This is a genomic window from Bartonella florencae, from assembly GCF_000312525.1.
Classification (GTDB): Bacteria; Pseudomonadota; Alphaproteobacteria; order Rhizobiales; family Rhizobiaceae; genus Bartonella; species Bartonella florencae.
On record NZ_HE997453.1, the window covers coordinates 25,747 to 48,736 of the forward strand.

A 22,990-nucleotide genomic window follows, 5' to 3' on the forward strand; every position below is an offset into this window, starting at 1 on the left:
TAAGAAAACTGTGCATGAATTTTTCAATATTTTAATAAATATACACAATCCCGCAGCTTTTTATTGCACACTTAATATGTTTTCTGCAGAAAAAGTAAATAATATTATACAATCTTCATATTTTATTTGTAATGTAAGATTTTTACCAACGTATAATTTGTTTTCCATCTTTATCAGTAAACTTCCCCGCAGCAATAACTATAAAATCAACAATTGACCAAACCCCTGTAATCATTAATCCAGCAACCGATAAAGAGAGAGCAAGCATTAAAGCACCAGTTCTCGTCTTTCCAACCATAAAACGGTGCACACCAAATACACCAGTAAACCAACAAATCATTGCTAACATTGATTTTGAAGGCTCTGAATTCTGTTGCAATAATGGATAAACAGAATGAACACTATCCTCTTCACAGACAAAATCAACAGAATCACCCACTCTTGGCGGATTTTTTCCTAACCAATCCCAAGTCGCAAATTGATAACGCTTACCATCATCACCGGAGACAAGATAAGCCCCCTGATCCTGATTAATAATTATACCTCTCATTTTTCTACACCTATAAAATCTTTGCCCCCCTATCTCTTACAGTTTAAAATACAATCAATGACACCACAGTCTAAAATTTTATACTCATGACTACTAACGGCGCAAATCACCAGCGTAACATGCTTGATTTCCTAGCATTTCTTCAATACGAATGAGTTGATTATATTTTGCTAATCTATCCGAACGCGCAAGAGAACCTGTTTTAATCTGTCCACAATTTGTTGCAACGGCAAGATCTGCAATAAACGAATCTTCAGTTTCACCTGAACGGTGAGATATAATGGCACGATAACCTGCTTTGTGCGCTGTTTCTACAGCATCAAGCGTCTCACTCAGTGTGCCAATTTGATTCACTTTAATAAGAATAGAATTGGCTGCTCCCATTTTGATACCATCGTGCAAACGCGCAGAATTTGTTACAAACAAATCATCGCCAACCAGCTGACATTTTTTACCAATCGAATCAGTGAGTAACTTCCAGCCTTCCCAATCATCCTCAGCCATCCCATCTTCAATTGAAATAATGGGGTAAGTTTCAACAAGTCGCGCTAAATAATCTACCTGTTCCCCCATATCACGACATTTATCTTCACCTTTATAAAAATACGAACCATTTTTATAAAGTCCTGTTGAAGCACAATCTAAACCAAGTGCAATCTGTTCACCTGGTTTATATCCAGAGGCTATGATAGATTCTATAATAAAATCAATCGCCTGATCCGCGCTTTTGAATTGTGGTGCAAAACCACCTTCGTCACCAATATTGGTATTATAACCTGAATCTTTTAAACGTTTTTTTAACGTATGAAAAATTTCAGCACCATAGCGGACCGCTTCTTTCACTGTAGATGCTCCTACAGGAATAATCATAAATTCTTGAAAATCAATTGAGTTATCAGCATGAACACCACCATTAATAATATTCATCATAGGTGTGGGAAGAATATGTGCTTGAGTACCACCAATATAACGGTATAAAGGCAAACCTAATGAATCTGCAGCTGCTTTTGCGACAGCCAATGAAACACCCAAGATAGCATTGGCACCAAGACGTGCTTTGTTTGCTGTTCCATCCAAAGTAATCATTGCTTGATCAATAGCAATTTGATCTCTTGCATCTCGCCCACCTAGCTCCTCAAGAATTTCGCCATTTATTGCAGCAACTGCCTTTTCAACACCTTTTCCTTGATAGCGCATGCCACCATCACGAAGTTCAACAGCTTCATGAGCTCCTGTTGAAGCCCCTGAGGGGACAAGAGCACGACCAAAAGCTCCATTCTCTAAATGAACATCAACTTCTACCGTTGGATTTCCTCGGCTATCAAGCACTTCACGCCCAATTATATCAACAATTATAGCCATATATGCTTCCTTACCCAACAAAATTCTTGATTTATTTTTAACGCCATAATGATATATTATTCTTTATAACTTTATATTCAATTAATCCTTTTGGATAAATAATCAAACTCCATTAAAGTATCAAGTAACTTCTGTAAATGATCAATTTTAACCATATTAGGTCCATCAGAAGGCGCATTATCGGGGTCTTGATGTGTTTCTAAAAAAATGCCTGCCACCCCAACAGCAACAGCTGCACGTGCTAAAACTTCAACAAATTGACGCTGGCCACCAGATGAATTACCTTGACCACCTGGCTCCTGAACAGAATGCGTTGCATCAAAGATAACAGGAGCACCAAACGAACGCAAAATAGGCAATGAACGCATATCAGAAATAAGCCTGTTGTAACCAAATGAAGTTCCTCGCTCACAAAGCATAACATTCGGATTACCGCTTTGTGTGACCTTTTTTAAAACATTCTTCATATCCCATGGAGCTAAAAACTGACCTTTTTTTATATTGATAATACGTCCCGTTTTGGCTGCTGCTATCAAAAGATCCGTTTGACGACACAAAAAAGCAGGGATTTGCAAAATATCTACAGTGGAGGCAATAATCGCGCATTGTTCTTCTGTATGTACATCTGTCAACACTGGGCAACTAAATTCCTTCTTCAAATCAGAAAAAATAGCCATTGCTTTTTCAAGCCCAATACCACGTGCTGCATTCAAAGAAGTTCTGTTAGCTTTATCGTAACTCGATTTATAGACAAACCCGATACCAACTTGATCGGTAATTGCCTTAATTCGACCAGCCATCTCAAAAGCGTGATCCCTACTTTCTATTTGACACGGCCCTGCGATTAATGAAAAAGGTGTTTCATTTGAAAAAACAACATTTCCAACTTTTATAACAGCATTTGGTTCAGACATTTATCCCTCAAAAAGCAAATAGCGCAATTTATCAACTAAACCAATCGACTTTGTTCTACAGTGGCTTCAATAAAAGAAGAAAAAAGTGGATGTGGATCAAATGGACGTGATTTCAGTTCTGGATGATATTGAACACCGATAAACCATGGATGATCTGTATATTCTATTGCTTCTGGCAAAATACCGTCAGGAGACATACCAGAAAAAATTAAACCACACTGTTCTAACTTGTCTTTGTAATCAATATTTACCTCATAACGATGACGATGTCGTTCACTAATCCTTGTCATCCCATAAATTCTTGCAATATGACTCTCTTCTTTTAATTCAGCAGTAAAGGCACCAAGACGCATCGATCCACCAAGATTGCTAAATTGTGTACGTTTCTCAAGTATATCCCCTTTGCGCCATTCTTTCATCAAATCTACAATAGGATTTTCGGTTTCACAAAATTCACTTGATGAAGCATTCTCAATCTGCGCAATATTGCGTGCAGCTTCTATACAAGCCAATTGCATGCCAAAACAAATGCCGAAAAATGGAATTTTATGCTCCCGTGCAAATTGAATGGCTCGAATTTTACCCTCTGCACCACGTACCCCAAAAGCACCAGGAACCAAAACTCCATGCACTTTCTGTAAAGTAGACGTAGGATCTTCTCTTTCAAAAAGTTCTGCATCAATCCATTCAATATTAACCTTTACTTTATTGGCTAAACCGCCATGGATTATCGCTTCGGTAAGAGATTTATAAGCATCTTTTAACCCCGTATATTTCCCAACAACAGCAATTGTGACTTCCCCTTCTGGATGGTGAATTCGATGTGTAATATCTTCCCAATGCTCCATTTTGGGTTTAGGCACCGATTCTATTCCAAAAGCAGAAAGAACTTCTGAATCTAATCCCTCTTTATGATATGCTACGGGAACATCATAAATCGTTGGCATATCCAATGCTTGAATAACGGCACTCCGGCGGACATTACAAAAAAGGGAAAGTTTGCTTCGCTCTGTTTCTGGAATAGGCCGATCTGCACGCACCAACAAAATATCGGGAGCAATACCAATTGATTGTAATTCTTTAACGGAATGTTGTGTTGGTTTGGTTTTTAATTCACCGGCAGAGGGAATATAAGGCATTAATGTAAGATGTACATAAACAACATTATGCCTTGGTAACTCATTGTGAAGCTGACGAATCGCTTCTAGAAAAGGCATTGCTTCAATGTCACCAACCGTTCCACCTATTTCACACAAAACAAAATCAAATTCTTCGTTTCCAGTTGTAATAAATCTCTTAATTTCATCGGTAACATGAGGAATGACTTGAACTGTAGCTCCCAAATAACCGCCACGTCGTTCGCATTCAATGATATTGCGATAAATACGTCCTGTTGTGATATTATCTTGGCTATTTGCAGAACGCCCCGTAAAACGTTCATAATGGCCAAGATCAAGATCCGTTTCTGCTCCATCATCGGTTACAAAGACCTCACCATGTTGATAAGGTGACATCGTACCTGGGTCAACATTCAAATAAGGATCAAGTTTGCGAAGCCGTACACGGTAACCACGTGCTTGTAACAACGCAGCTAACGCTGCTGCAGCGATGCCCTTTCCAAGAGAAGAAACCACACCACCAGTAATAAAAATATAACGTGCCATGGGCTTATGGTGATAAGCAGTTTATGATGATTTTTCCAGTAAAAAATGCAAAAATGAGCTCTTTTTCTTCCATAAAATAAAAAAGGTGAAAAAATCACCTTTTTTAAAATCTATATTCTGTTAAAGAAACTATTTTTTACCATTATCCGGAACGGGATTTTCAAGTGCCGGTGGAACAGGACTTTCAGTTGCAGGATTTGTAGGCTGTTTCTGCTCCTTAGGTGAAACTGAATCTCCTCTCAACTGTTCCAGAATCGAAGGTTGAGACTTAACATCTGATGACGGAGCTGCTTCTGGTATCCCTTTATTTGTAGAGTTTTGTTCTAAATTAACTGGAATACGCTTAAGAATGTCAGAACTAGAATTTGATATATTCGCCACAACGGTAAGGCCAATGGAGACCGCAAAAAAACAACATGCCAAAATAGCGGTTAAACGTGTTAACGGATTTCTAGACCCACGCGTTCTCATTAATCCAGAACCACTACTTGCACCAAGCCCGCCGCCTTCTGAAGGTTGAATTAATATAACAGCAACCAAAGTAATAACGACCAAAAAATGGATAATAATAAGTACTGTTTGCATAAAACCTGCTCTTTAAATAACTTTTCATGGCTATTTACACGTAAATAACATATAATCCAAGGGAAAAACCAAAATTCCCCTGTTATAAGTTACGATAAACATCGCAGATAGTTAAAAAATCAACTGCGTTTAAGCTGGCTCCCCCTATCAGAGCACCATTAACATGGTCCGTACTCAAAAGTTCAAAGGCATTGGATGGCTTTACTGATCCACCATAAAGCAATCGCATCTTATTCCCTTCATTACCAAAACGAGAGCGAATTTCATCGCGAATAAAGTTATGCACCCTTGCAATATCTTCTAAAGTCGCCATATTGCCTGTGCCTATGGCCCATATAGGTTCATAAGCGATAATAACATTCTCTGCTGTTGCATCATCTGGCAAAGATCTTTCAAGCTGTCGTGTGAGCACATCCAATACTTTATTATTTTGGCGCTCTTCCAATGTCTCGCCAATACAAACAATCGTAACAAGACCTCCTCGCCAAGCTGCTTGCACTTTAGCGCAAACAATTGCATCACTTTCTTGATAAATTGTGCGGCGCTCTGAATGCCCAATAATGACATGACTTGCCCCTGCTTCTTTAAGCATAAAGGCTGAAATCTCTCCAGTATAAGGGCCATGATCATCAAAATGACAATTTTGTCCTCCTAATAAAAGGTTTCCACCACCCAATGTATCAGAAGCACGCGATAAAAGTGTTGCTGGAACACAAATCAGTGCTTCAAAAAAACGGCCTAAATCAGAACTCACGCCAGCGGCAATGGCACGCAACTCTCCAAGTGATTCACCGGTTCCGTTCATTTTCCAATTTCCAGCAATAAAAGGCCGAATATTTGGCGACATATCTTACCTCAAAAGCTATCACAACACATTGTTTGCTTTCTAGGTATCAAATTATAAAACGAAAGCAAGTCTTTAAGCTTGCATCTTTTACTTCTTTATTGCAAATTCTGTTACTGCTTTGATAATAACTCATATATAAAAATGGAATTAAACGATGCTTGACATCATAAGAAATGCTACAAATTCTTGGGTTTCTAGGATTTTCCTTGCTATTTTGCTCTTATGTTTCATCCTTTTATGGGGAATCCCCCATTTGCGAACAACGAGTGAAAGAGATCTTATTTCTTCTGGAAAGTCTACCATAACTGTCGATGGTTATCGCCTTGCACTGGCCGATCAAAGTGCACGTTTAGCACTCGCATCTCACCTTGGACGAATGTTCACAGCAAATGAAATGCAGCAATATAAAATTCCCGCTTTTGTATTTAATCAGTTACAACAAGACGCACTATTTGATGAGCAAGCGCGTAAAATGAAAATTAGTCTTTCAAAAGATACTATAGCTCATATTCTGAGTTCTGATAATATGTTTCAAGTAAACAGTGTCTTTGATCAAACTTTGTTTCATAACTATCTTCAGCGTTTACATATTAGCGAAAGTAATTTCTTTGAGTACTATACCCAAAAAGAGAAGCGTAATCAGCTCATTTCAGCTTCGCTATCGGGGATGAAAGCACCAGATCTCTTTTATAAAGCGCTTGCGCTTTATCAAGGGGAAACCCGTAGTGCCGATTATCTTGTTATTGATTTAAAAGGAAAGGAAACAATTTCTAACCCCGATCAAGAAACATTGCAAAAGTGGTTTGAAATGCATAGAAACGAGTTTCGGACCCCTGAATACCGTACCATTTCTTTATTATCTATGACTCTTGGGGAAATTGTAAAAACCGAAGATATTTCAGCAGATGAGGTGAAAGCCTATTACACCCAAAACACCTCACATTTTATGATACCTGAAAAGCGCACGATTGAGGAATTGCGATTCTCTACACGCGAAGCTGCTGATAATGCTGCAAAAAAAATAGCTGATGGATTGAGTTTTGATGCGTTGGTTAAAGCCGAAAACAAAACTCTTAAGAGCATAACAAAAGGGCCTCTCACAGAAAGTGAACTGCCTAATCATCTAGCATCCGAGATTTTCGAACTCAAACAAGGGCAAATAAGTAATGTAATCAATGATTTACAAGGTCCTGTTATCATTCGCGTAACACATATTGATCCTGCAGGCTCTCTCCCTTTTGAAAAGGTAGAAAAAAATATTCGACAAAAACTCGCCCAAAGTCGTGCAATGGATGCTCTACGTAATAACTATACAGCAATCGAAAATGCTCGTTTTGAGGGAGCATCTCTCAAAGAGCTTGCTGACCAATATAAATTACCTCTTCGTGCAATCACTCTTGATAAAACAGGGAAGACAATTGAAGGGGAAGTACTCACGAATTTACCCCAAAAAGACATTTTATTGAAAGCTATTTATCAAGCAAATGAAGGCATTGATCTTGATCCCCTCTCTCTTCCAGAAGGTGGATATCTCTGGTATAAAGTGGATAAAATTATTCCTGCCCGCGATAGAACACTTGAAGAAGCTAAGGAAGATGCACTTTCTCAATGGAAAAGTGAAGAAGTTCAACGTCTTCTTGATGAAAAAGCCCAAAATACTCTCAAACAACTCAATGAAGGAAAAAGCCTTATTTCTCTTGCCCATACACTTGGTATCACAAAACAAACCACACCAGCCCTACGACGCCAAGACTCATCTGAAATTCTTGGAGATGAAGGTGTTAAAGTGTTATTTTCTGTGCCTAAAGATCATTACGGCATACTAAAAGGTCCGATTATAACAAACCGCATCGTTTATCAAATAAAGGCTGTAACCATCCCTAAAGACATCACATCTCAGACTCTTTCACCTGATGTCCGTGCCAACATTGATATGATCATGAGAGAAGATCTTAAGTTGGAAATGCTCCAAGTTGCCAATAAAGAACACCCTTTGAAAATTAATAGTACAAACTATCATCAAATTTTCAATGTTCTCCAATAAAAGGGTTGCAAATGATTTTTAATACTTAGGTGAAGAAATTGTATTCAAAAGCTCTTCTCTTTTTAAAAAAGTGAGATAAATTTCTTTTTCTATAATATCAGAATGCGTAACTTCTGTAAAAGAATAGTATTTTCTGCAATCTCGCAAGTTTGCAGAAAAGGATTCTATGTATTTTTAAGGATAGTTTTTCCGTACAATAAAAATATAATCTATAAAAATCGCTCTATAAATATTCTCATAGCAAATGATGATCATTTATAGTTCTGTAATTTTTACATACAATATCTACCATCAACGTCAGATTTTTCTGTAGTCCTGATATTGTCTCATCAAAAAATGATACGTGTTCAATATATTTCAAGCGCCGCATATCAAAATTCCAATCTTACGAAAAGTTTAATTGATCTATTTCATAAATTCGAATTTACACTGTTCTCTACGTCATCAAGTGATAGACAATCTAAATAAAATTAACACGACTGAAAAGAATAAACGACATCTTTAACTTTATAAATTTAATATCTAAACGTTTGAAGATCATCTTTATTCATGTTACTTGCAGTATCTGCCAAATGATAAGAAAGAAATTTAAATCTATAACACAGGTTTACCATCAATAAATTTACTCACTCTGTTGTTCTTAGAGAACATTCTTTTATTTTTATAATATCTTTGGAAAATTACCGCCTATTGCTGTCCTTGTGATCAACCAATAGCGATGAATCAGTGATAAAGTCGCATTTTCTTGAAAAACTGCAGCTCCCAACTGTTGTGCTCTTTGAAGAGATGCTGGTATAATTGCTAAGGGAAGAAATGCTGGCTTAAGCATTCTAGGCAAAGTAGTGGAGCATTCGTAAAATTTGCTATAATGATCTCGTGCTAATGCAAGCATAGCTTCAATAATGTGGCATTGTTGTTCGTTATTGATACGATGAGACTCTAAATCCTCTCTATGCACTCCGATAGCTTTTAGCATATCAGTAGGCAAATAATATTGATATCGTGATTGCATGAATGATAAAAGACGCAACACACCACTTAATCCTTGAGCAATCCCCCCATGTTTACAGGCATCTGTAAAATCTTGTGCACCATCAGGATTTAATATCTGACAAGAAAGCTGTAAAATTATACTCGCTGTTTCATTCCAATAGCACTCAAGATCATGAAGCATTTCTATTGGATGGTGATAAAGATCTAAAATCTGTGCATCGCAATAACGTAAAAAAGCTGTTTTAGGTAGATTAAAAAGCGTTATTGCGGAAAATAAATCATTCAAAATCGGATTATTTTTATTTTCTTGCATTTCACCATGCGCGATAGAATCATACCACCAGCGTAATCGTATTTCACCGATAAGTGGATCATGTACAATTTCGCGAATACGAGAAAGTTCTACATTAAAAGCATAAAGGGCCGCTAATGCTCTGCGCTTTTTTTTAGGTGCGAATAAAACCGATATATAGCGATCACGATCTGTAGCACGTAAAATATCAAGATAATAAGGAAGAGAATCAATCATTCTACAGCAAACAATACCGCAGCAACGGCGCGATCTTCAGCCAACAAAACATTAAATGTACGTACTGCTGCTCCAGTACTCATTGTATCTGATGCAATATGCTTTTCCCATAAAAGTACTCGTAAATCTTCAGGTAATCGCAATAATTCAACACCAGTCCCTATCAGTAAAACTTCAATCTCAGATGACTCTTCTAAAATACGAGATATATTCTCTTGATTGGGAATAGGCCCTACCATATCAATACCATAAATACCTGATGGTATACAAATAATAGATCCTTTATGGGACATATCAGCAAAACGAAATCCACCATTTCCATAAGCATCAATAGGGGCTCGCCTTGGAAAATGTGCTTCACGGATTTGAATTGCATGAGACATCAATAAATATCCTTTACTTTTGATAGCCCAATTGGATTGTCCCTCTCCCCCCCAAAAAGCAAAAAAGCTATAATAAAGATTGATATATTAATATAATGCAGATAGCAATATTGATCCCAAGCCCTCTATGTAATCCTACCCTAACAGTGCAATTAATAAGGGAAAGTTATTTTAAATATTGCGGAAGAATTTGTGATAGGATGCCATCAAATGCCACATTTATTTAAACATATTTATTGGCTGAAAAATTTCAGCCTATGTTCTCGAAAATAAGCAACCCCTCATACTTTGAAAAAAAGAGCCACTTCAGAGAAGTGAAGGCTTTGCTACAATATGCCAGAAATAAAGTAAGCACTTTTTAATAATCCATAGAAAACAAAAAATTATGTTAGTTTATCAACTATGAAGCTGCCTCTACACTGGATATTTTTTAAAGAGCTCTCCATTTTTATCAAAATACGCTGAAAATAACATCACATAATGCAATGATATTTTAAGATTTGTTTTCCTTTGATACAGCTTTTTTCTCTTCAGATATATTCACATTTTCCTTTGTTTTAATTTTAGACTTAGACTTTTGTAGTGCTTTTGGTTTCGTATGAACTTTTGATTTTTTTTCCGCAATAGGCTCTCCTTTAACGCGAACATCGGTTAACGTTGAACGGAGCACACGAATACGCATATCATCGCCAATTTCAACCTCCAATTCGCCACTCTCATCGTAAACTTTCGTAACTCTGCCGATAACACCACCGCCTGTTATAACTGTATCACCACGGCGTACAGCATTAAGCATCTCCTGCCGCTTTTTCATTTGCGCACGCTGTGGGCGGATTATAAAAAAATACATAATTACAAAAATCAAAATCAACGGAACAAAGCCAACAAGTGTATTCCCATTGGAAACACCGCCTGTAACTTGAGCATAAGCGTTCGTAATAAACATTTTTATCTCCTATCGATTAAACTTCAGGTATTTCTCACTCTACTAAAATAAACTTTTTGCTTAGAAAAAACCTCCCCAGAGGCCCTATCATACAAAGCCCTAAAAACACAATGTAATCATAACTCCATAGAAAGGAAATAAATCCTTAAAAGGCAGAAGACAACGAGAAAAAACTTTCAAAAAACATTTTGCTTCTCTTTTTCTCTACATCATAAACATAAAAAATCTTACTAACTAGAAAATTAAGGATAAAAAGACATTTTATTCCCTTCCAGCAAACCAAACCCACTGCTCTTTTTAAGTATATGAGTTTTTTGGAATGTCATCATTTAGAAAAATTGATTGTTGTGCTCGAAATTTATGTAAATTATAAATTTTGAAAATAAACGTTTATCATGAATTAATTTTCTAAATATTTGATAGGATCGACGGGTAATGAATTCTTACGCACTTCAAAATAAACGCGTGGTGTTTTAACATTTCCGGAAACACCAGATTTGGCAATCTCATCTCCACGCCCTATCCTCTGTCCCTTGCTGACAACAAGCTTACTATTGCATCCATAAATAGTAATAATATTGTTTTCATGCCGAATCATAACAACATTGCCAAGCTCTTTTAATCCATCACTTGCATAGATAACGATACCATTTTCCGCTGCCTTTACTGATGAACCTTCAGGTACAGCAATATCTATTCCTCGATTAGTCGCTGTTCCTTTTTTTTGGCCGAACAAACTTAATAAACGCCCGCGCACCGGCCAACGCATCTTAGAAATTCCCGTGGCTTGCGGAGTAACAATATTATCTGTATTTGTAAAAGTCTCTGACAAACCAGTTTCATGATTTAATTGTTTCATCTGTCTAGAAGAATTCTTCTCCAAAGTTGAACTGTTCGTCTTTGCAGAGGGAAGAGTTTTTATAGGAGCTTTATATATAGGTGGAGTCTTCTTGTAACTTGTGGAAGACGTAACTTGAGATGGAAATGAAGGTTCTGGCGCTGATGTCTTCCTATTACCATTATAACTATTTGAAGCTGTTAGTGTACCCTTTTGAGGAATCCTAAGCACCTGACCAATATAAATGGAATTATTGCTTATACCATTTGCTAATTTTAATGCTTCAACACTCACTCCTATTTGCCGTGCAATGCTTAACAATGTATCTCCACTTTGGACAATATAAGAATTCCGCCGAAAAATGGGGGTATTATCCATTTGTGAACGGGAAAGCGTTCCAAGATTGCGTGGTGGTGTTCCCATAACGCGACTATCATAAGACGATCCACCTTGTTGTGGAGAATTATAAGCAGTGTCATTGCTCGTCCATGAATCATCATTCGAATCCATAGGTGGCAATTCAGTGCTTTGTATTACGCCACCATACGATAACATTTGCGGATCTGCAGGCATAGTTGTAGATGTATTGGAATGAGATGATGCCGTACGATGAGAAAAAATATTCGTAAAGCGTTGTGTACCGGAACTACACCCCGCAAAAATTGTTATCATCGCTAAAAAAGCTATTCTCTGAAATTTACAAAGAAAAATATTACTCAAAACTTTTAAACACATAGTTTTGCTCACTTACCAATACTAAACTCGCTCTATTAAAGCTTTTTAATATTACCTAAGAGTTAAAATAAGGTATTTTATTCATAAATATCTTTATAATGAGACCAAAATGAATTTATCATAAAATAGCATACCTTAATCTCAAAAATTAAAGTATTTCTGCAATGCCTTTAATAAAAGGTTGATAGCGCACTTGAAACATTTCTAAACACTCAAATTGACTGCCAATTTTCGTATAGCGCGTCACCGTTTGTACCCCTTCATCAGGCCCTATAGCTTGAATGAGAATCCCATTTTCAGCTAAAAGATCTAAAAATTCTTTTGGTTCATCAGAACGTGATGGCCAAATAAGAATACGATCAAATGATCCCAAGCCCGTAACCGCACTGCTGCCATCCATCTGCCGAACAACAATATTTTCAAGCCCCAAGCTCTGAAATTTCTGGCGTGCCAAATCAACAAGTGTTTTATAACGATCAACTGTTGTCACACGATCACTCAGACACGCCATAAGAGCCGCACAAAAACCAGATCCTGTACCAATCTCTAAAACACGATGTTTTTTTTTCAACGATAACGCAGAAAGAATCAAAAGCTGCTCTTCCAAACGTTCAATATATTCACCACACTCAATGGGAATCACTTTATTATCATAAGCACTGTTGAACCAAGAAGATGCAACAAATTGTTGACGTGGAATTTTCTCGAATGCCGAAAAAAAGCGAACATCATCAATCCCTTTGCTGCGCATTTTCAGTACAAGACCAGCCAATTCCTCACGAAATCGTAAAATACCCTTTTGCTCCATAGCGTTATTTGTTCTCCAATGAAGAGGCCTCCTTACTCATACATACAACGCATTTTTTAAAATGGCGAAGCTTTGTGTTTGTACGTCACCACCACTTAGTAATAAACATATATCGCTTCTCTCCTTTTATAAAATTAGGGAGTAATACAACTTACACCCTTCATATAAGGCTGTAAGACCTCTGGAATAATAATTGATCCATCAGCTTGCTGATAATTCTCAAGAATAGCAATGAGACAACGCCCAACAGCTGTACCAGAACCGTTAAGACTATGAATAAAATGCAATGTTTTATCACCTTCTTTACGATATCGTGCATTCATGCGTCGCCCTTGAAAATCTCCACAAATTGAACAGCTAGAAATTTCACGATAACATCCTTGACCTGGAAGCCAAACTTCAATGTCATAGGTTTTGCGTGCCGCAAATCCCATATCACCTGTAGAAAGAACGACTGTGCGAAAAGGCAAACCAAGACGTTTCAAGACATCTTCTGCACACTCTGTCATACGTTCTAATTCCATTAAAGACTGCTCTTCAGTAGTAATGGATACCATTTCTACCTTCCAAAATTGGTGCTGACGTAACATCCCGCGCGTATCACGGCCTGCAGATCCCGCCTCGGAGCGAAAACAAGGCGTTAAAGAGGAAAATCGCAGCGGCAAATCTGATATCTCAAGAATTTCATTGTTTACCAAATTGGTTAATGGTACTTCTGCTGTGGAAATAAGCCATCGTCCATCTGTTGTGCGAAAAAGGTCCTCAGCAAACTTTGGCAGCTGTGCTGCTCCGTAAACAATCTCATCACGAACAAGGAGAGGTGTTGAAACTTCTGTATAACCATGCTCCTCAACATGCACATCCAACATAAATTGACCCAATGCGCGTTCAAGCCGTGCCAATGCTCCTGAAAGTACTGTAAAACGCGCTCCTGACAAACGGCTTGCGCGCTCAAAATCCATCTGTTTAAGATTTTGACCAAGATCAAAGTGTTCCTTTGGTGTGAAATCAAATGTTGGCGGTGTACCAAAATGTCGAATAACAACATTATCGCTTTCATCTTTACCTTTTGGAACATCATCTAGTGGAATGTTCGGAAGTGCTGAAAGAGCCTTCTCAATGCTTTCTGTCAATCGCTTTTCTTCCGCTGTAGCAGAAGAAAGAAAGTCTTTGATCTCTTCGACTTCAGCTTTAAGACCTTCAGCCATTTCCTGATCACACGCTGCTAAAGCTTGTCCTATTTCTTTTGAAGCTGCATTGCGACGCTCTTGTGCTGATTGCACTTTTGCTACATAGCCTCGGCGTTCAAGATCAAGTTTTATTAATCTTTCTGCTTGCGGTTCAATACCTCTATTCTCCAGTGCTTTATCTAGTTTTTCAGGATGTTCACGAATCCACTTAATATCAAGCATCAAAATTCCTCATTTGCATCGTTTCTATTCATTTCCTCTTAAGAGAAGATATAAATTTCTCTTTAAGAAGGCTTTTTTCTCTTTTCTATACAGTAAGCAATTAAAATTGAAATCTCGTAAAGAACTATTGTTGGTAAAGCCACTGCAAACATAGTAAAAAAATCTGATGGAGTTACTATCGCCGCAACTATAAAAGAAATGAGGATAGCCCACTTTCGTTTAGATACTAAACTATGAGAAGTTAAAAGTCCAACCTTCGTTAAAAGACTGGTTACAAGAGGTAATTGAAAAATCAAACCAAAAATAAGAATAAATGATGTCATAAAGCTCAAATAATCAGAAATACGGACAATAAACTCTATTCTTAAATGAACATCTGGAAGAAATTGCTGAGAAAGGCTAAACCAAAGCATTATTGGCGCTAAAAGAGCATAAACAAATGCTCCACCCATACAAAATAAAATCGGCCCACCAATGAGGAATGGCAAAAAAGCCATACGCTCATTTTTATACAATCCTGGTGCTATAAAACTGTAAAATTGAAAAGCTGTATAGGGAAAAGATAAAATAGCTGCTCCAAAAGCAGCAAGTTTCATTTTTGTTAAAAAAGTTTCCCATACTTGTGTTGATTGCAAACGAACATTCTCAGGATTGCCACCTGATATTTTCATTGCCCATTGATAAGGCCATATTAAAAAATTTAAGATATAATCTTTGATCAGAAAGCAGAGAAAAAAAGCTATCAAAAATGCGACAAGAGCAGCAATAATTCGCTGACGAAGTTCAATCAAATGTTCTAAAAGTGGAGCCATATTGGCATCAAGGTCATCTTTCTTAACATTCATGACATACTGTCTCTATCTTTAGAAATATTCCCCAATTTCTCAGTATCAATGGATACAGTTAAATCTTCATTGGCTTTGTATTGAGTACACCCCAATTTTTTTTATTTTTTTCTGATTTATGATGTGGTGTCTTTATATTAGAATGATCGCAGAAGCTTCTACCTGACTCATGAAGAGGATTAAAAGTCTCTGTCAGCTCCTTGTTTAGATTAATATCATTAATGTCTGACAATGTCTTTTTTAAATCATCAAGCTCAACTTGTTTTATTGCATCATCAAATTGGTGACGAAATTCATTCGCTGTCGAACGTACATAAGCGATTGCCCTTGCCATTGTCTTTAACATTTTAGGTAAATCTTTTGGTCCAACAACGACGATGAAAACAAGTAAGATCACGAAAAACTCTGATCCATCAATCCCAAACATCGCTTATACTCAACTTTCTCATTAAAAATAATGTACAATTATGACGGCGTCTTTGTCATTTTATCTGTTGTTCTTTAGTGGTAGACATTTTCCTTTTTGTTGAGGAAGAAGAAGTTTTTCGGCGTACTGCTGCACGTTTTACCAATAATGGTTCAGATTGTTGAGCTTGAGCATCCATTGTTTCAGGGCTATCAGCTATCTCACACTTATTCTCGATACCATCCTCTTCTTCCTTCATATTCTTTTTGAAAGCTTTAATCCCCTTAGCAACATCGCCCATTAATTCAGAAACTTTGCCACGTCCGAAAAGAACAAGAATAACCAATAAAATGACAATTAAATGCGTTGGTGATAAAATATTACCCATCATTCTCTCTCACTGCTTTTTAATTTAAATTCACTTCTTTATGCTTATTCTGAAAAAATGTAATCAAATATAACCATATCTTACTTGTATATTTTCTTCTCCAGTTAAAGGCAATCGTACACTTTTTATTGTAAACCTACTTTTTAGCCTCTCTTTTCTTTTGCTCAATGTATTATAACAAACCTAGATAAGTTTAAATAATAAGCCGCTTCAAACAAAATTCAAAAGGTTTGAAAATTCTTCCCTTAAAGCAATCTCATCCGATTTATTAGATTGCAAAATCTTTGTGTAAACACTACATGTGTGCTCCAATGCTTTCCCCTTTGAAAATGGAGTTATCTGTGCAGTCATGCGCATCTTTTGCAAATTACTATTACAAATGAAGAACAATATCTCAACCTGTTGCAAAAATCTTACATATTAAATCTGAAAATTTTTCCGAAAAAGTGAACTTTGAAAGAGCTTTCATTGATACATCATCTAATATTAAAAGCCCATCAAAACCTCTCTTCTTACGAATAACATTTTCAATCACTTTTTTAGACAATGTTGCAGAAACTTTACCATCAATTGCTTCATAGGCAATATGTGCAGTTATTATAGCTGGTAAACCAACCAAATTTTTAAAAGGCATAAAATCGTATTTTTCTAAGATATCAAGCGGTCCATTAACATGTGCTGACTCAAAATGCGTATCAGAAAATGCGCGTCCGTGTCCTAGAATATGTTTCATCACTGGTAGAACACCCCTATCAATCAGCCCTTGAGCCGCTTCTCGTCTTAAAGCTATAACTGTTTCTTTCTCCCTTGCATAAGCACGTGTTCCGATTACATCATGTGCTCCTCTTATAGGAATATCTAAAACAGGAAGATAATTAGCATTAATGGCAAATTTTATTAAATCAAACGCATCAAGTCGAGACATCACCCATGTAGGAAGACTTCCCTTTTCTTAATCCCTCTTATAAAATTGTCGCAATGTTGCAGCAGCTGTATAGTGGGAGCTAGAGGTGGAAGCAAACATTGTACTCTTCCTCCCTCCTGATCAATAAAAATAAAAGCCTAAGGCTTAGGTTCCAAAAGTTTTTTCTACATCGCTTAAAACAATACCGGAAATACCAACAATCATAGCTTTTATTTCTGACATAATCGCAATATCTTGCTGCTCTCTTTTGATCAACAATCTCTTATTTTATTGATCCTTTTTAAAAGCTATATCTCAATATCATATATAATCTCATTATTTATCATACATAAAAATAAAATTTGTACTCTCACTAAATTAAATGCCTATATGGGATAATTTTCTACATATCTCAATCGTGTTTTTGTTTTTTTCTCAAAGTGTTATAGAAACTTTATTAAAGCAAGCTAGTAGTCTTTTTATCAGACATTTAAAATGCATTAATCTTCAAATCGTTGATAAGTTCATTGATCAATGTGTCTTAAAAGTTTCGGTTGTTTTTACTGCTGCTTCAGCTAACTTATATCCTCCATAATTTTCTTTGTTTATGGCTGCAATAATAAAAAAATCTCTCACAAAGATAAGTAATAAATGCTTGAAACCTTTTCTTTTTTCATATCCATATTCTGATAAAAGATTCAAAGTCTTGGGTATTTATCTCATTCATACACATTGTATGAATGATCAAAGTATAGCAAATCATTGCAAAGCTATCACATTAGTATTTTCTAAATAGTGGCTATGCTTTTTTGATTGTTTGATCTCTAAAAAAAGATTTTTGTTGATATAAAACCATTATTCTATGTTAAGTAAAGAAGTTTCGTAAGCAGTTATATACGGTAGAATTTATCCATGAATTATCGGCATATTTATCATGCTGGCAATTTTGCTGATGTTTTTAAACACATTATTGTCACTCGTATTGTCGAATATCTCAAACGCAAGGAAAAAGCTTTTCGTGTTATAGATACGCATGCTGGCATCGGCATATATGACCTCTCTTCTTTTGAGGCAAACAAAACGGGAGAATGGTGTGAAGGCGTTCAACGGCTTTTTTCAGCTCCTATCCCAGAAGATTTAATAACACTCCTTTCTCCTTGGTGTAATATTATTAACTCACTCAATGAAGGAGAAAAAGAAATCCTCTTCTATCCTGGCTCTCCTATGGTTGTTCGTCAATTATTGCGTAAACAAGACCGGCTTACCGCAATTGAACTCCATGATGAAGATTATCACATTTTAGCGAAAAATTTTACCGGCGATTATCAAACAAAAGTCTTGCATTTGGATGGTTGGCTTTCTTTAAACGCGCATTTGCCACCAAAGGAGAAACGTGGATTTATTCTCGTTGATCCTCCCTTTGAAAAAACTGGAGAATTTTCTCGCCTTATTGAAGGGTTGATGAAAGCATATCAGCGTTTTCCTAGAGGAATTTATGCTTTATGGTATCCTGTTAAATATGACAAAGAAATTGAAATTTTTCTTCATAAACTTTACCAAACAAAGATTCCGAAAATCTTACAACTCGAAATGCGTGTTCGGAAAAGTTCAATACCACCTACAATGTGTGGAAGTGGGATGATTCTTATTAATCCTCCCTATCTTTTGGAAGAGGAAATGAAAAAACTAGAACCGTTTCTTATCAATCGTCTTGGACAAGATGAAAATGCACAAATAACGCATAAATGGATACAAAAGGAACATTTAATATGTTAACTTTTTTATTTAAGATTTGCCTTAAGCTTAAATCTTTTTGATTAAAATCGAAGGTTTTAAAGTACTTCAAAACATTACTAAAGCTCTTGGTTTCCTTGACTTTAGAAACATATTAGCTTTGAATACACATCATCGTTAGTCGTGCAAATTTTATTTTTTAAATAAAACCGCTCTTAAAATAATCTTTATCAGCAATATATGGCATTGGCGAACACATAAAAATGTTTTTAAAAATGATCCTTATTTTTGATGTAAAGTAATAACTCTAAAATTGAATGCTTTTATACAGCAATACATCATTTATAGGAAAAAAATAACTCTCATTACATAAATAGTAGTATTTTATAAATAAGAGCATTTTACATGCAAAACATAAAATGTTTTTGGATAAAATGAATGGTCCTGAAAAATAACATAGCTTATTGCCAGAATGAAAGAGAAAAGCTCTCTTTTCTTTCGTCTATTACATGGGATAATGGCAATCAAGAAAATGATAAAAATCAATTTAAAGGTGCCAAACTCATCCAAGAATTTGCCAAATATCTTCCGCATAAGCCGGGAGTTTATCGAATGGTGGATGAAAATGGTGAAGTTCTCTATGTTGGCAAAGCACGTAATCTCAAAAAACGTGTTTCAAACTATACACGTGAACAAGGGCACAATAACCGTATTACTCGTATGATTCGTGAAACCTATCATATGGAGTTTGTCGTCACCCATACAGAAACAGAAGCACTCCTTCTAGAAGCTAACCTCATTAAAAGATTACATCCACGTTTTAATGTGTTATTGCGTGATGATAAAAGTTTCCCTTATATTATTATTACTGATGACCACCAAGCACCTGCACTTTACAAACATCGGGGCGCTCGGACAAGAAAAGCCCATTATTTTGGTCCTTTTGCCTCTTCAAGTGCGGTAACACAAACAATCAATGTTTTACAACGTGCCTTTCTCTTGCGAACCTGTAGCGACTCCGTTTTTGAAAATCGTACACGCCCCTGTTTGCTTTATCAAATTAAGCGATGTTCTGCACCCTGTACAGATGAAATTCGTGTTAGTGACTACGCAAGATTGGTAAAAGAAGCAAAAGCTTTCCTTTCAGGAAAAAGCCAATCTATTAAAAATGATATGGTCCAAGCCATGCATAAAGCGGCAGAAAACCTTGATTTTGAACAGGCTGCTGCCTATCGTGACCGCTTATCAGCTCTCTCTCACATACAAAGCCATCAAGGCATTAATCCTCAAACGATACAAGAGGCAGATGTCTTTGCAATTGCGCAACAGGAAGGAGCAACCTGCATTCAAGTATTTTTTTTCCGCATGGGACAAAATTGGGGAAATCGTGCCTATTTCCCTAAAGCAGATCCATCTTTTTCTCGTAGTGAAATTTTAGCAAGCTTTCTTGCCCAATTTTACGATGACAAACCACTGCCAAAACTTATCCTTTTATCTGAATCAATCGAAGAAAAAGCACTACTTATGGAAGCATTCAGTCTAAAAGCAAACCGTAAAATCCTTCTCTCTTTACCTAAGCAAGGTGAACGAAAAACTCTTGTCAATCATGCCTCTATCAATGCACATGAAGCCCTTGGGCGCAAACTTTCTGAAACAGCTACACATAGAAAATTACTGCAAGGCCTCGCTGAAATATTCCAAATGCCCCATATCCCGCGCCGTATAGAGGTCTATGACAATTCACATATTATGGGAACCAATGCAGTAGGGGCAATGATTGTCGCAGATGAACGAGGGTTTGTTAAAAATCAATATCGCAAATTCAATATTCGCTCCAACAATATCACACCTGGTGATGATTTTGCTATGATGAAGGAAGTCATTAAACGAAGATTTTCACGTCTCATTAAGGAATATGACCTGCCTGATAAAAGCAATGCTATAAAAAATCAAAACGATGATTCTTGTCCCCTTTGGCCTGATCTTATCTTAATCGATGGTGGCGAAGGACAAATCAGTAGTGTACATACAATACTCTCTGAATTAAAATTAGATGATCTCATCACGGTCGTTGGAATTGCTAAAGGCATAGAGCGTAATGCGGGACGTGAACGTTTTTTTATCAAAGGCAAAATACCCTTTACACTTTCCCCACATGATCCTATCCTTTATTTTTTACAACGTCTCCGGGATGAAGCACACCGTTTTGCAATTGGAACACATAGAGCAAAACGAAAAAAAGCAACATTCAAAAATCCGCTTGATGAAATCGAAAATATCGGCCCAACAAGAAAGCGTGCATTGCTTCATCATTTTGGAAGCGCAAAAGCCGTAGCCGATGCTTCACTTGAAGATTTAACAAAAGTGATAGGAATTTCTGTTAGCATTGCACAAAAAATTCATAACCATTTTAATGAAAAATAAGCTTGTTTCATTATATTTGCCTTGTTACCTTTATAATAAAATAAATCATATCTTACAAAGAATTGAAAATTGCTCTATGAAAAATCATACTTTTTCTTTTCCAAATATTCTCACTTATGCACGGATCATCGCGGTGCCAATGGTTGTTGCCTGCTTTTTTTTAGAAGGACGACTCCAATCAAGTGATATTACACGTTGGATTGCTGTTTCTATTTTTGTTATTGCTTCTATTACGGACTTTCTTGATGGTTATCTTGCCCGTATTTGGGAACAAACCTCTAATATTGGTCGCATGTTAGATCCCATAGCAGATAAGCTTCTCGTCTCTGCCTGTTTGCTCTTGCTTGCTGCAGACAGTACAATTGCTGGATGGACATTATGGGCAGCTATTATTATCCTTTGTCGGGAAATTCTGGTATCAGGATTACGTGAATATTTGGCTGAATTGAAAGTCAGCGTGCCTGTTTCGCGTCTTGCAAAATGGAAAACTTTTGTTCAAATGATCGCAATTGTTCTTCTCTTAGCAGGGCCCGCTGGTGATAAAGTCTTCCCTTATACAGTAGAATTTGGCATCACAATGCTATGGATTTCTGCTCTTCTCACATTATGGACAGGATGGGATTATTTTCGCGCAGGCTTAAAACATGTTATCACATGAAAAATTATCCGCCTTACATATTCTAAAAAATCTATGAGCCCCATAAGAAAATCCCCAAATATGTTATTTGGAGATTTTCTTCCTTTTATACATGCTTTTATTAACCAACAATTTCCAATTCTGAAAACCAAAAAGCAATTTCTATTTTCGCGGTTTCAGGACTATCTGAACCATGAACGGAATTTTCGCCAATTGACAGAGCATGGATTTTACGAATTGTCCCTTCTTGTGCGTCCATAGGATTTGTAGCACCCATTACTTCACGGTTTTTAGCTATTGCATTTTCACCTTCTAAAACTTGCACAATTGTTGGACCAGAAGACATAAATTCAACCAATTCAGCAAAAAATGGACGCTCCCGATGAACAGCATAAAATCCTTCAGCTTCACGCCGACTCATCCATACACGTTTAGATGCAACAACACGCAGCCCTGCATCTTCAAGCATTTTGGTAATTGCTCCTGTCAAATTACGACGCGTCGCATCTGGTTTTATCATCGAAAAAGTACGTTCTATAGCCATATCATCACCTTTATATAACATTATCTGGCCGTTCTATAGCGAGCAAGAAGCCTTTTGCCAAGAGATTGTGGAAAAATCCATAGCAAATTTCAAAAAGGTGCATTGGAATTGTGCAAGTTACCATAAAGCATAAAAACACCTGCAGCATCTGACCACCCCATCATAGCCCCCTCTGATAATGCTAAACACCTTACATAACCTTAAATATTTTTCTTTAAAATTACCAATTCAATGAGAGGAAAGGTACAAGAAAGATGCTCAGCAGAAGAGAATATATAGCCTTTCTAAACAGCCAAACCTCTCTCAAATCAAATCTCAACAATACTGTCTCGCTTACCAAATACCTCGTATGCTAAAAAAAAACAAATACCTACTTAGAAACTATAGCGTATACCTAAAACGCCCTGAAGCGATTGTTTCATCTTACATCCCTTGACATAATGTGCTTGTGCATAAACCCTTAATTGATCACTGACTAAACTGCTTAAACCAACGCCT

22 protein-coding genes are annotated in these 22,990 nt (G+C 36.7%); 4 read left to right on the top strand and 18 right to left on the bottom strand.

Translation table 11 applies throughout. From position 1 onward, the window contains the following. Positions 1–142: 142 nt before the first annotated feature. From BN202_RS05615 to tpiA, 6 genes are all read right to left on the bottom strand, one after another. The gene (locus tag BN202_RS05615; protein ID WP_019219633.1) at positions 143–550 is read right to left on the bottom strand and encodes an NINE protein; all 408 of its coding nucleotides are present in this window, start codon (positions 548–550) and stop codon (positions 143–145) included. A gap of 93 nt (positions 551–643) precedes the next feature. Further along, complete coding sequence (gene eno / locus BN202_RS05620; RefSeq protein ID WP_019219634.1) at positions 644–1,912, bottom strand: phosphopyruvate hydratase; 1,269 nt, start codon at positions 1,910–1,912, stop codon at positions 644–646. A 77-nt stretch (positions 1,913–1,989) separates the two neighbouring features. Beyond that, on the bottom strand, positions 1,990–2,826 hold the full coding sequence (gene kdsA, locus BN202_RS05625; protein ID WP_019219635.1) for a 3-deoxy-8-phosphooctulonate synthase: 837 nt from the start codon (positions 2,824–2,826) through the stop codon (positions 1,990–1,992). Positions 2,827–2,861: 35 nt separating this feature from the next. After that, positions 2,862–4,490 (bottom strand): CTP synthase, encoded by a 1,629-nt coding sequence (locus tag BN202_RS05630; RefSeq protein ID WP_019219636.1) that lies wholly within the window; start codon positions 4,488–4,490, stop codon positions 2,862–2,864. A gap of 129 nt (positions 4,491–4,619) precedes the next feature. Further along, on the bottom strand, positions 4,620–5,075 hold the full coding sequence (gene secG / locus BN202_RS05635; protein ID WP_019219637.1) for a preprotein translocase subunit SecG: 456 nt from the start codon (positions 5,073–5,075) through the stop codon (positions 4,620–4,622). An 82-nt stretch (positions 5,076–5,157) separates the two neighbouring features. Next, entirely contained in the window at positions 5,158–5,922 is a 765-nt protein-coding gene (gene tpiA, locus BN202_RS05640) for a triose-phosphate isomerase (RefSeq protein ID WP_019219638.1), read from the bottom strand. A gap of 154 nt (positions 5,923–6,076) precedes the next feature. Between tpiA and BN202_RS05645 the strand changes: the two genes are divergently transcribed. Then, complete coding sequence (locus tag BN202_RS05645; protein ID WP_019219639.1) at positions 6,077–7,966, top strand: peptidyl-prolyl cis-trans isomerase; 1,890 nt, start codon at positions 6,077–6,079, stop codon at positions 7,964–7,966. A gap of 661 nt (positions 7,967–8,627) precedes the next feature. On the opposite strand, the gene BN202_RS05650 is transcribed toward BN202_RS05645, so the two are convergent. The 10 genes from BN202_RS05650 to BN202_RS10335 form a co-directional block, all read right to left on the bottom strand. Continuing rightward, positions 8,628–9,488 carry a phytoene/squalene synthase family protein gene (locus BN202_RS05650; protein WP_019219640.1) on the bottom strand — a complete coding sequence of 287 codons (861 nt, stop codon included), beginning with the start codon at positions 9,486–9,488 and terminating at the stop codon, positions 8,628–8,630. Continuing rightward, entirely contained in the window at positions 9,485–9,871 is a 387-nt protein-coding gene (locus tag BN202_RS05655) for an Mth938-like domain-containing protein (protein ID WP_019219641.1), read from the bottom strand. Before BN202_RS05655 ends, BN202_RS05650 begins: the two co-directional genes overlap by 4 nt. 493 nt (positions 9,872–10,364) lie before the next feature. Beyond that, a complete protein-coding gene (gene yajC, locus BN202_RS05660; RefSeq protein ID WP_019219642.1) occupies positions 10,365–10,817 on the bottom strand; it encodes a preprotein translocase subunit YajC in 453 nt (150 codons plus the stop codon). Positions 10,818–11,217: 400 nt separating this feature from the next. Next, positions 11,218–12,390 carry a M23 family metallopeptidase gene (locus BN202_RS05665; RefSeq protein WP_019219643.1) on the bottom strand — a complete coding sequence of 391 codons (1,173 nt, stop codon included), beginning with the start codon at positions 12,388–12,390 and terminating at the stop codon, positions 11,218–11,220. A gap of 148 nt (positions 12,391–12,538) precedes the next feature. After that, positions 12,539–13,198: a protein-L-isoaspartate(D-aspartate) O-methyltransferase gene (locus BN202_RS05670; RefSeq protein ID WP_019219644.1), complete on the bottom strand. Its 660-nt coding sequence runs from the start codon at positions 13,196–13,198 to the stop codon at positions 12,539–12,541. 134 nt (positions 13,199–13,332) lie between these two features. Next, a complete protein-coding gene (serS, locus tag BN202_RS05675) occupies positions 13,333–14,610 on the bottom strand; it encodes a serine--tRNA ligase (protein ID WP_019219645.1) in 1,278 nt (425 codons plus the stop codon). Between the two features lie 62 nt (positions 14,611–14,672). Beyond that, the gene (gene tatC, locus BN202_RS05680; protein ID WP_019219646.1) at positions 14,673–15,455 is read right to left on the bottom strand and encodes a twin-arginine translocase subunit TatC; all 783 of its coding nucleotides are present in this window, start codon (positions 15,453–15,455) and stop codon (positions 14,673–14,675) included. A 58-nt stretch (positions 15,456–15,513) separates the two neighbouring features. Further along, on the bottom strand, positions 15,514–15,882 hold the full coding sequence (gene tatB / locus BN202_RS05685) for a Sec-independent protein translocase protein TatB (protein WP_051013504.1): 369 nt from the start codon (positions 15,880–15,882) through the stop codon (positions 15,514–15,516). A gap of 55 nt (positions 15,883–15,937) precedes the next feature. After that, the gene (gene tatA, locus BN202_RS05690) at positions 15,938–16,249 is read right to left on the bottom strand and encodes a twin-arginine translocase TatA/TatE family subunit (protein ID WP_034987657.1); all 312 of its coding nucleotides are present in this window, start codon (positions 16,247–16,249) and stop codon (positions 15,938–15,940) included. A gap of 394 nt (positions 16,250–16,643) precedes the next feature. After that, positions 16,644–17,174, bottom strand: a complete 531-nt coding sequence (locus tag BN202_RS10335) for a glycoside hydrolase family 3 N-terminal domain-containing protein (RefSeq protein WP_019219648.1) — start codon at positions 17,172–17,174, stop codon at positions 16,644–16,646. Positions 17,175–18,065: 891 nt separating this feature from the next. Here BN202_RS10335 and BN202_RS05700 point away from each other — a divergent pair. From BN202_RS05700 to pgsA, 3 genes are all read left to right on the top strand, one after another. Continuing rightward, positions 18,066–18,929, top strand: coding sequence for a 23S rRNA (adenine(2030)-N(6))-methyltransferase RlmJ (locus BN202_RS05700; RefSeq protein ID WP_019219651.1), 864 nt, complete (start codon positions 18,066–18,068; stop codon positions 18,927–18,929). 396 nt (positions 18,930–19,325) lie between these two features. Further along, positions 19,326–21,311 carry an excinuclease ABC subunit UvrC gene (uvrC, locus tag BN202_RS05705; RefSeq protein WP_019219652.1) on the top strand — a complete coding sequence of 662 codons (1,986 nt, stop codon included), beginning with the start codon at positions 19,326–19,328 and terminating at the stop codon, positions 21,309–21,311. Positions 21,312–21,387: 76 nt separating this feature from the next. After that, complete coding sequence (gene pgsA / locus BN202_RS05710; RefSeq protein ID WP_034987660.1) at positions 21,388–21,969, top strand: CDP-diacylglycerol--glycerol-3-phosphate 3-phosphatidyltransferase; 582 nt, start codon at positions 21,388–21,390, stop codon at positions 21,967–21,969. A gap of 100 nt (positions 21,970–22,069) precedes the next feature. Here pgsA and ndk read toward each other — a convergent pair whose 3' ends face one another. After that, positions 22,070–22,492: a nucleoside-diphosphate kinase gene (ndk, locus tag BN202_RS05715; RefSeq protein ID WP_034987662.1), complete on the bottom strand. Its 423-nt coding sequence runs from the start codon at positions 22,490–22,492 to the stop codon at positions 22,070–22,072. Positions 22,493–22,866: 374 nt separating this feature from the next. Next, positions 22,867–22,990, bottom strand: a 124-nt coding sequence (locus tag BN202_RS10550; RefSeq protein WP_156792118.1) for an autotransporter outer membrane beta-barrel domain-containing protein, incomplete at its 5' end; no start/stop codon positions are given.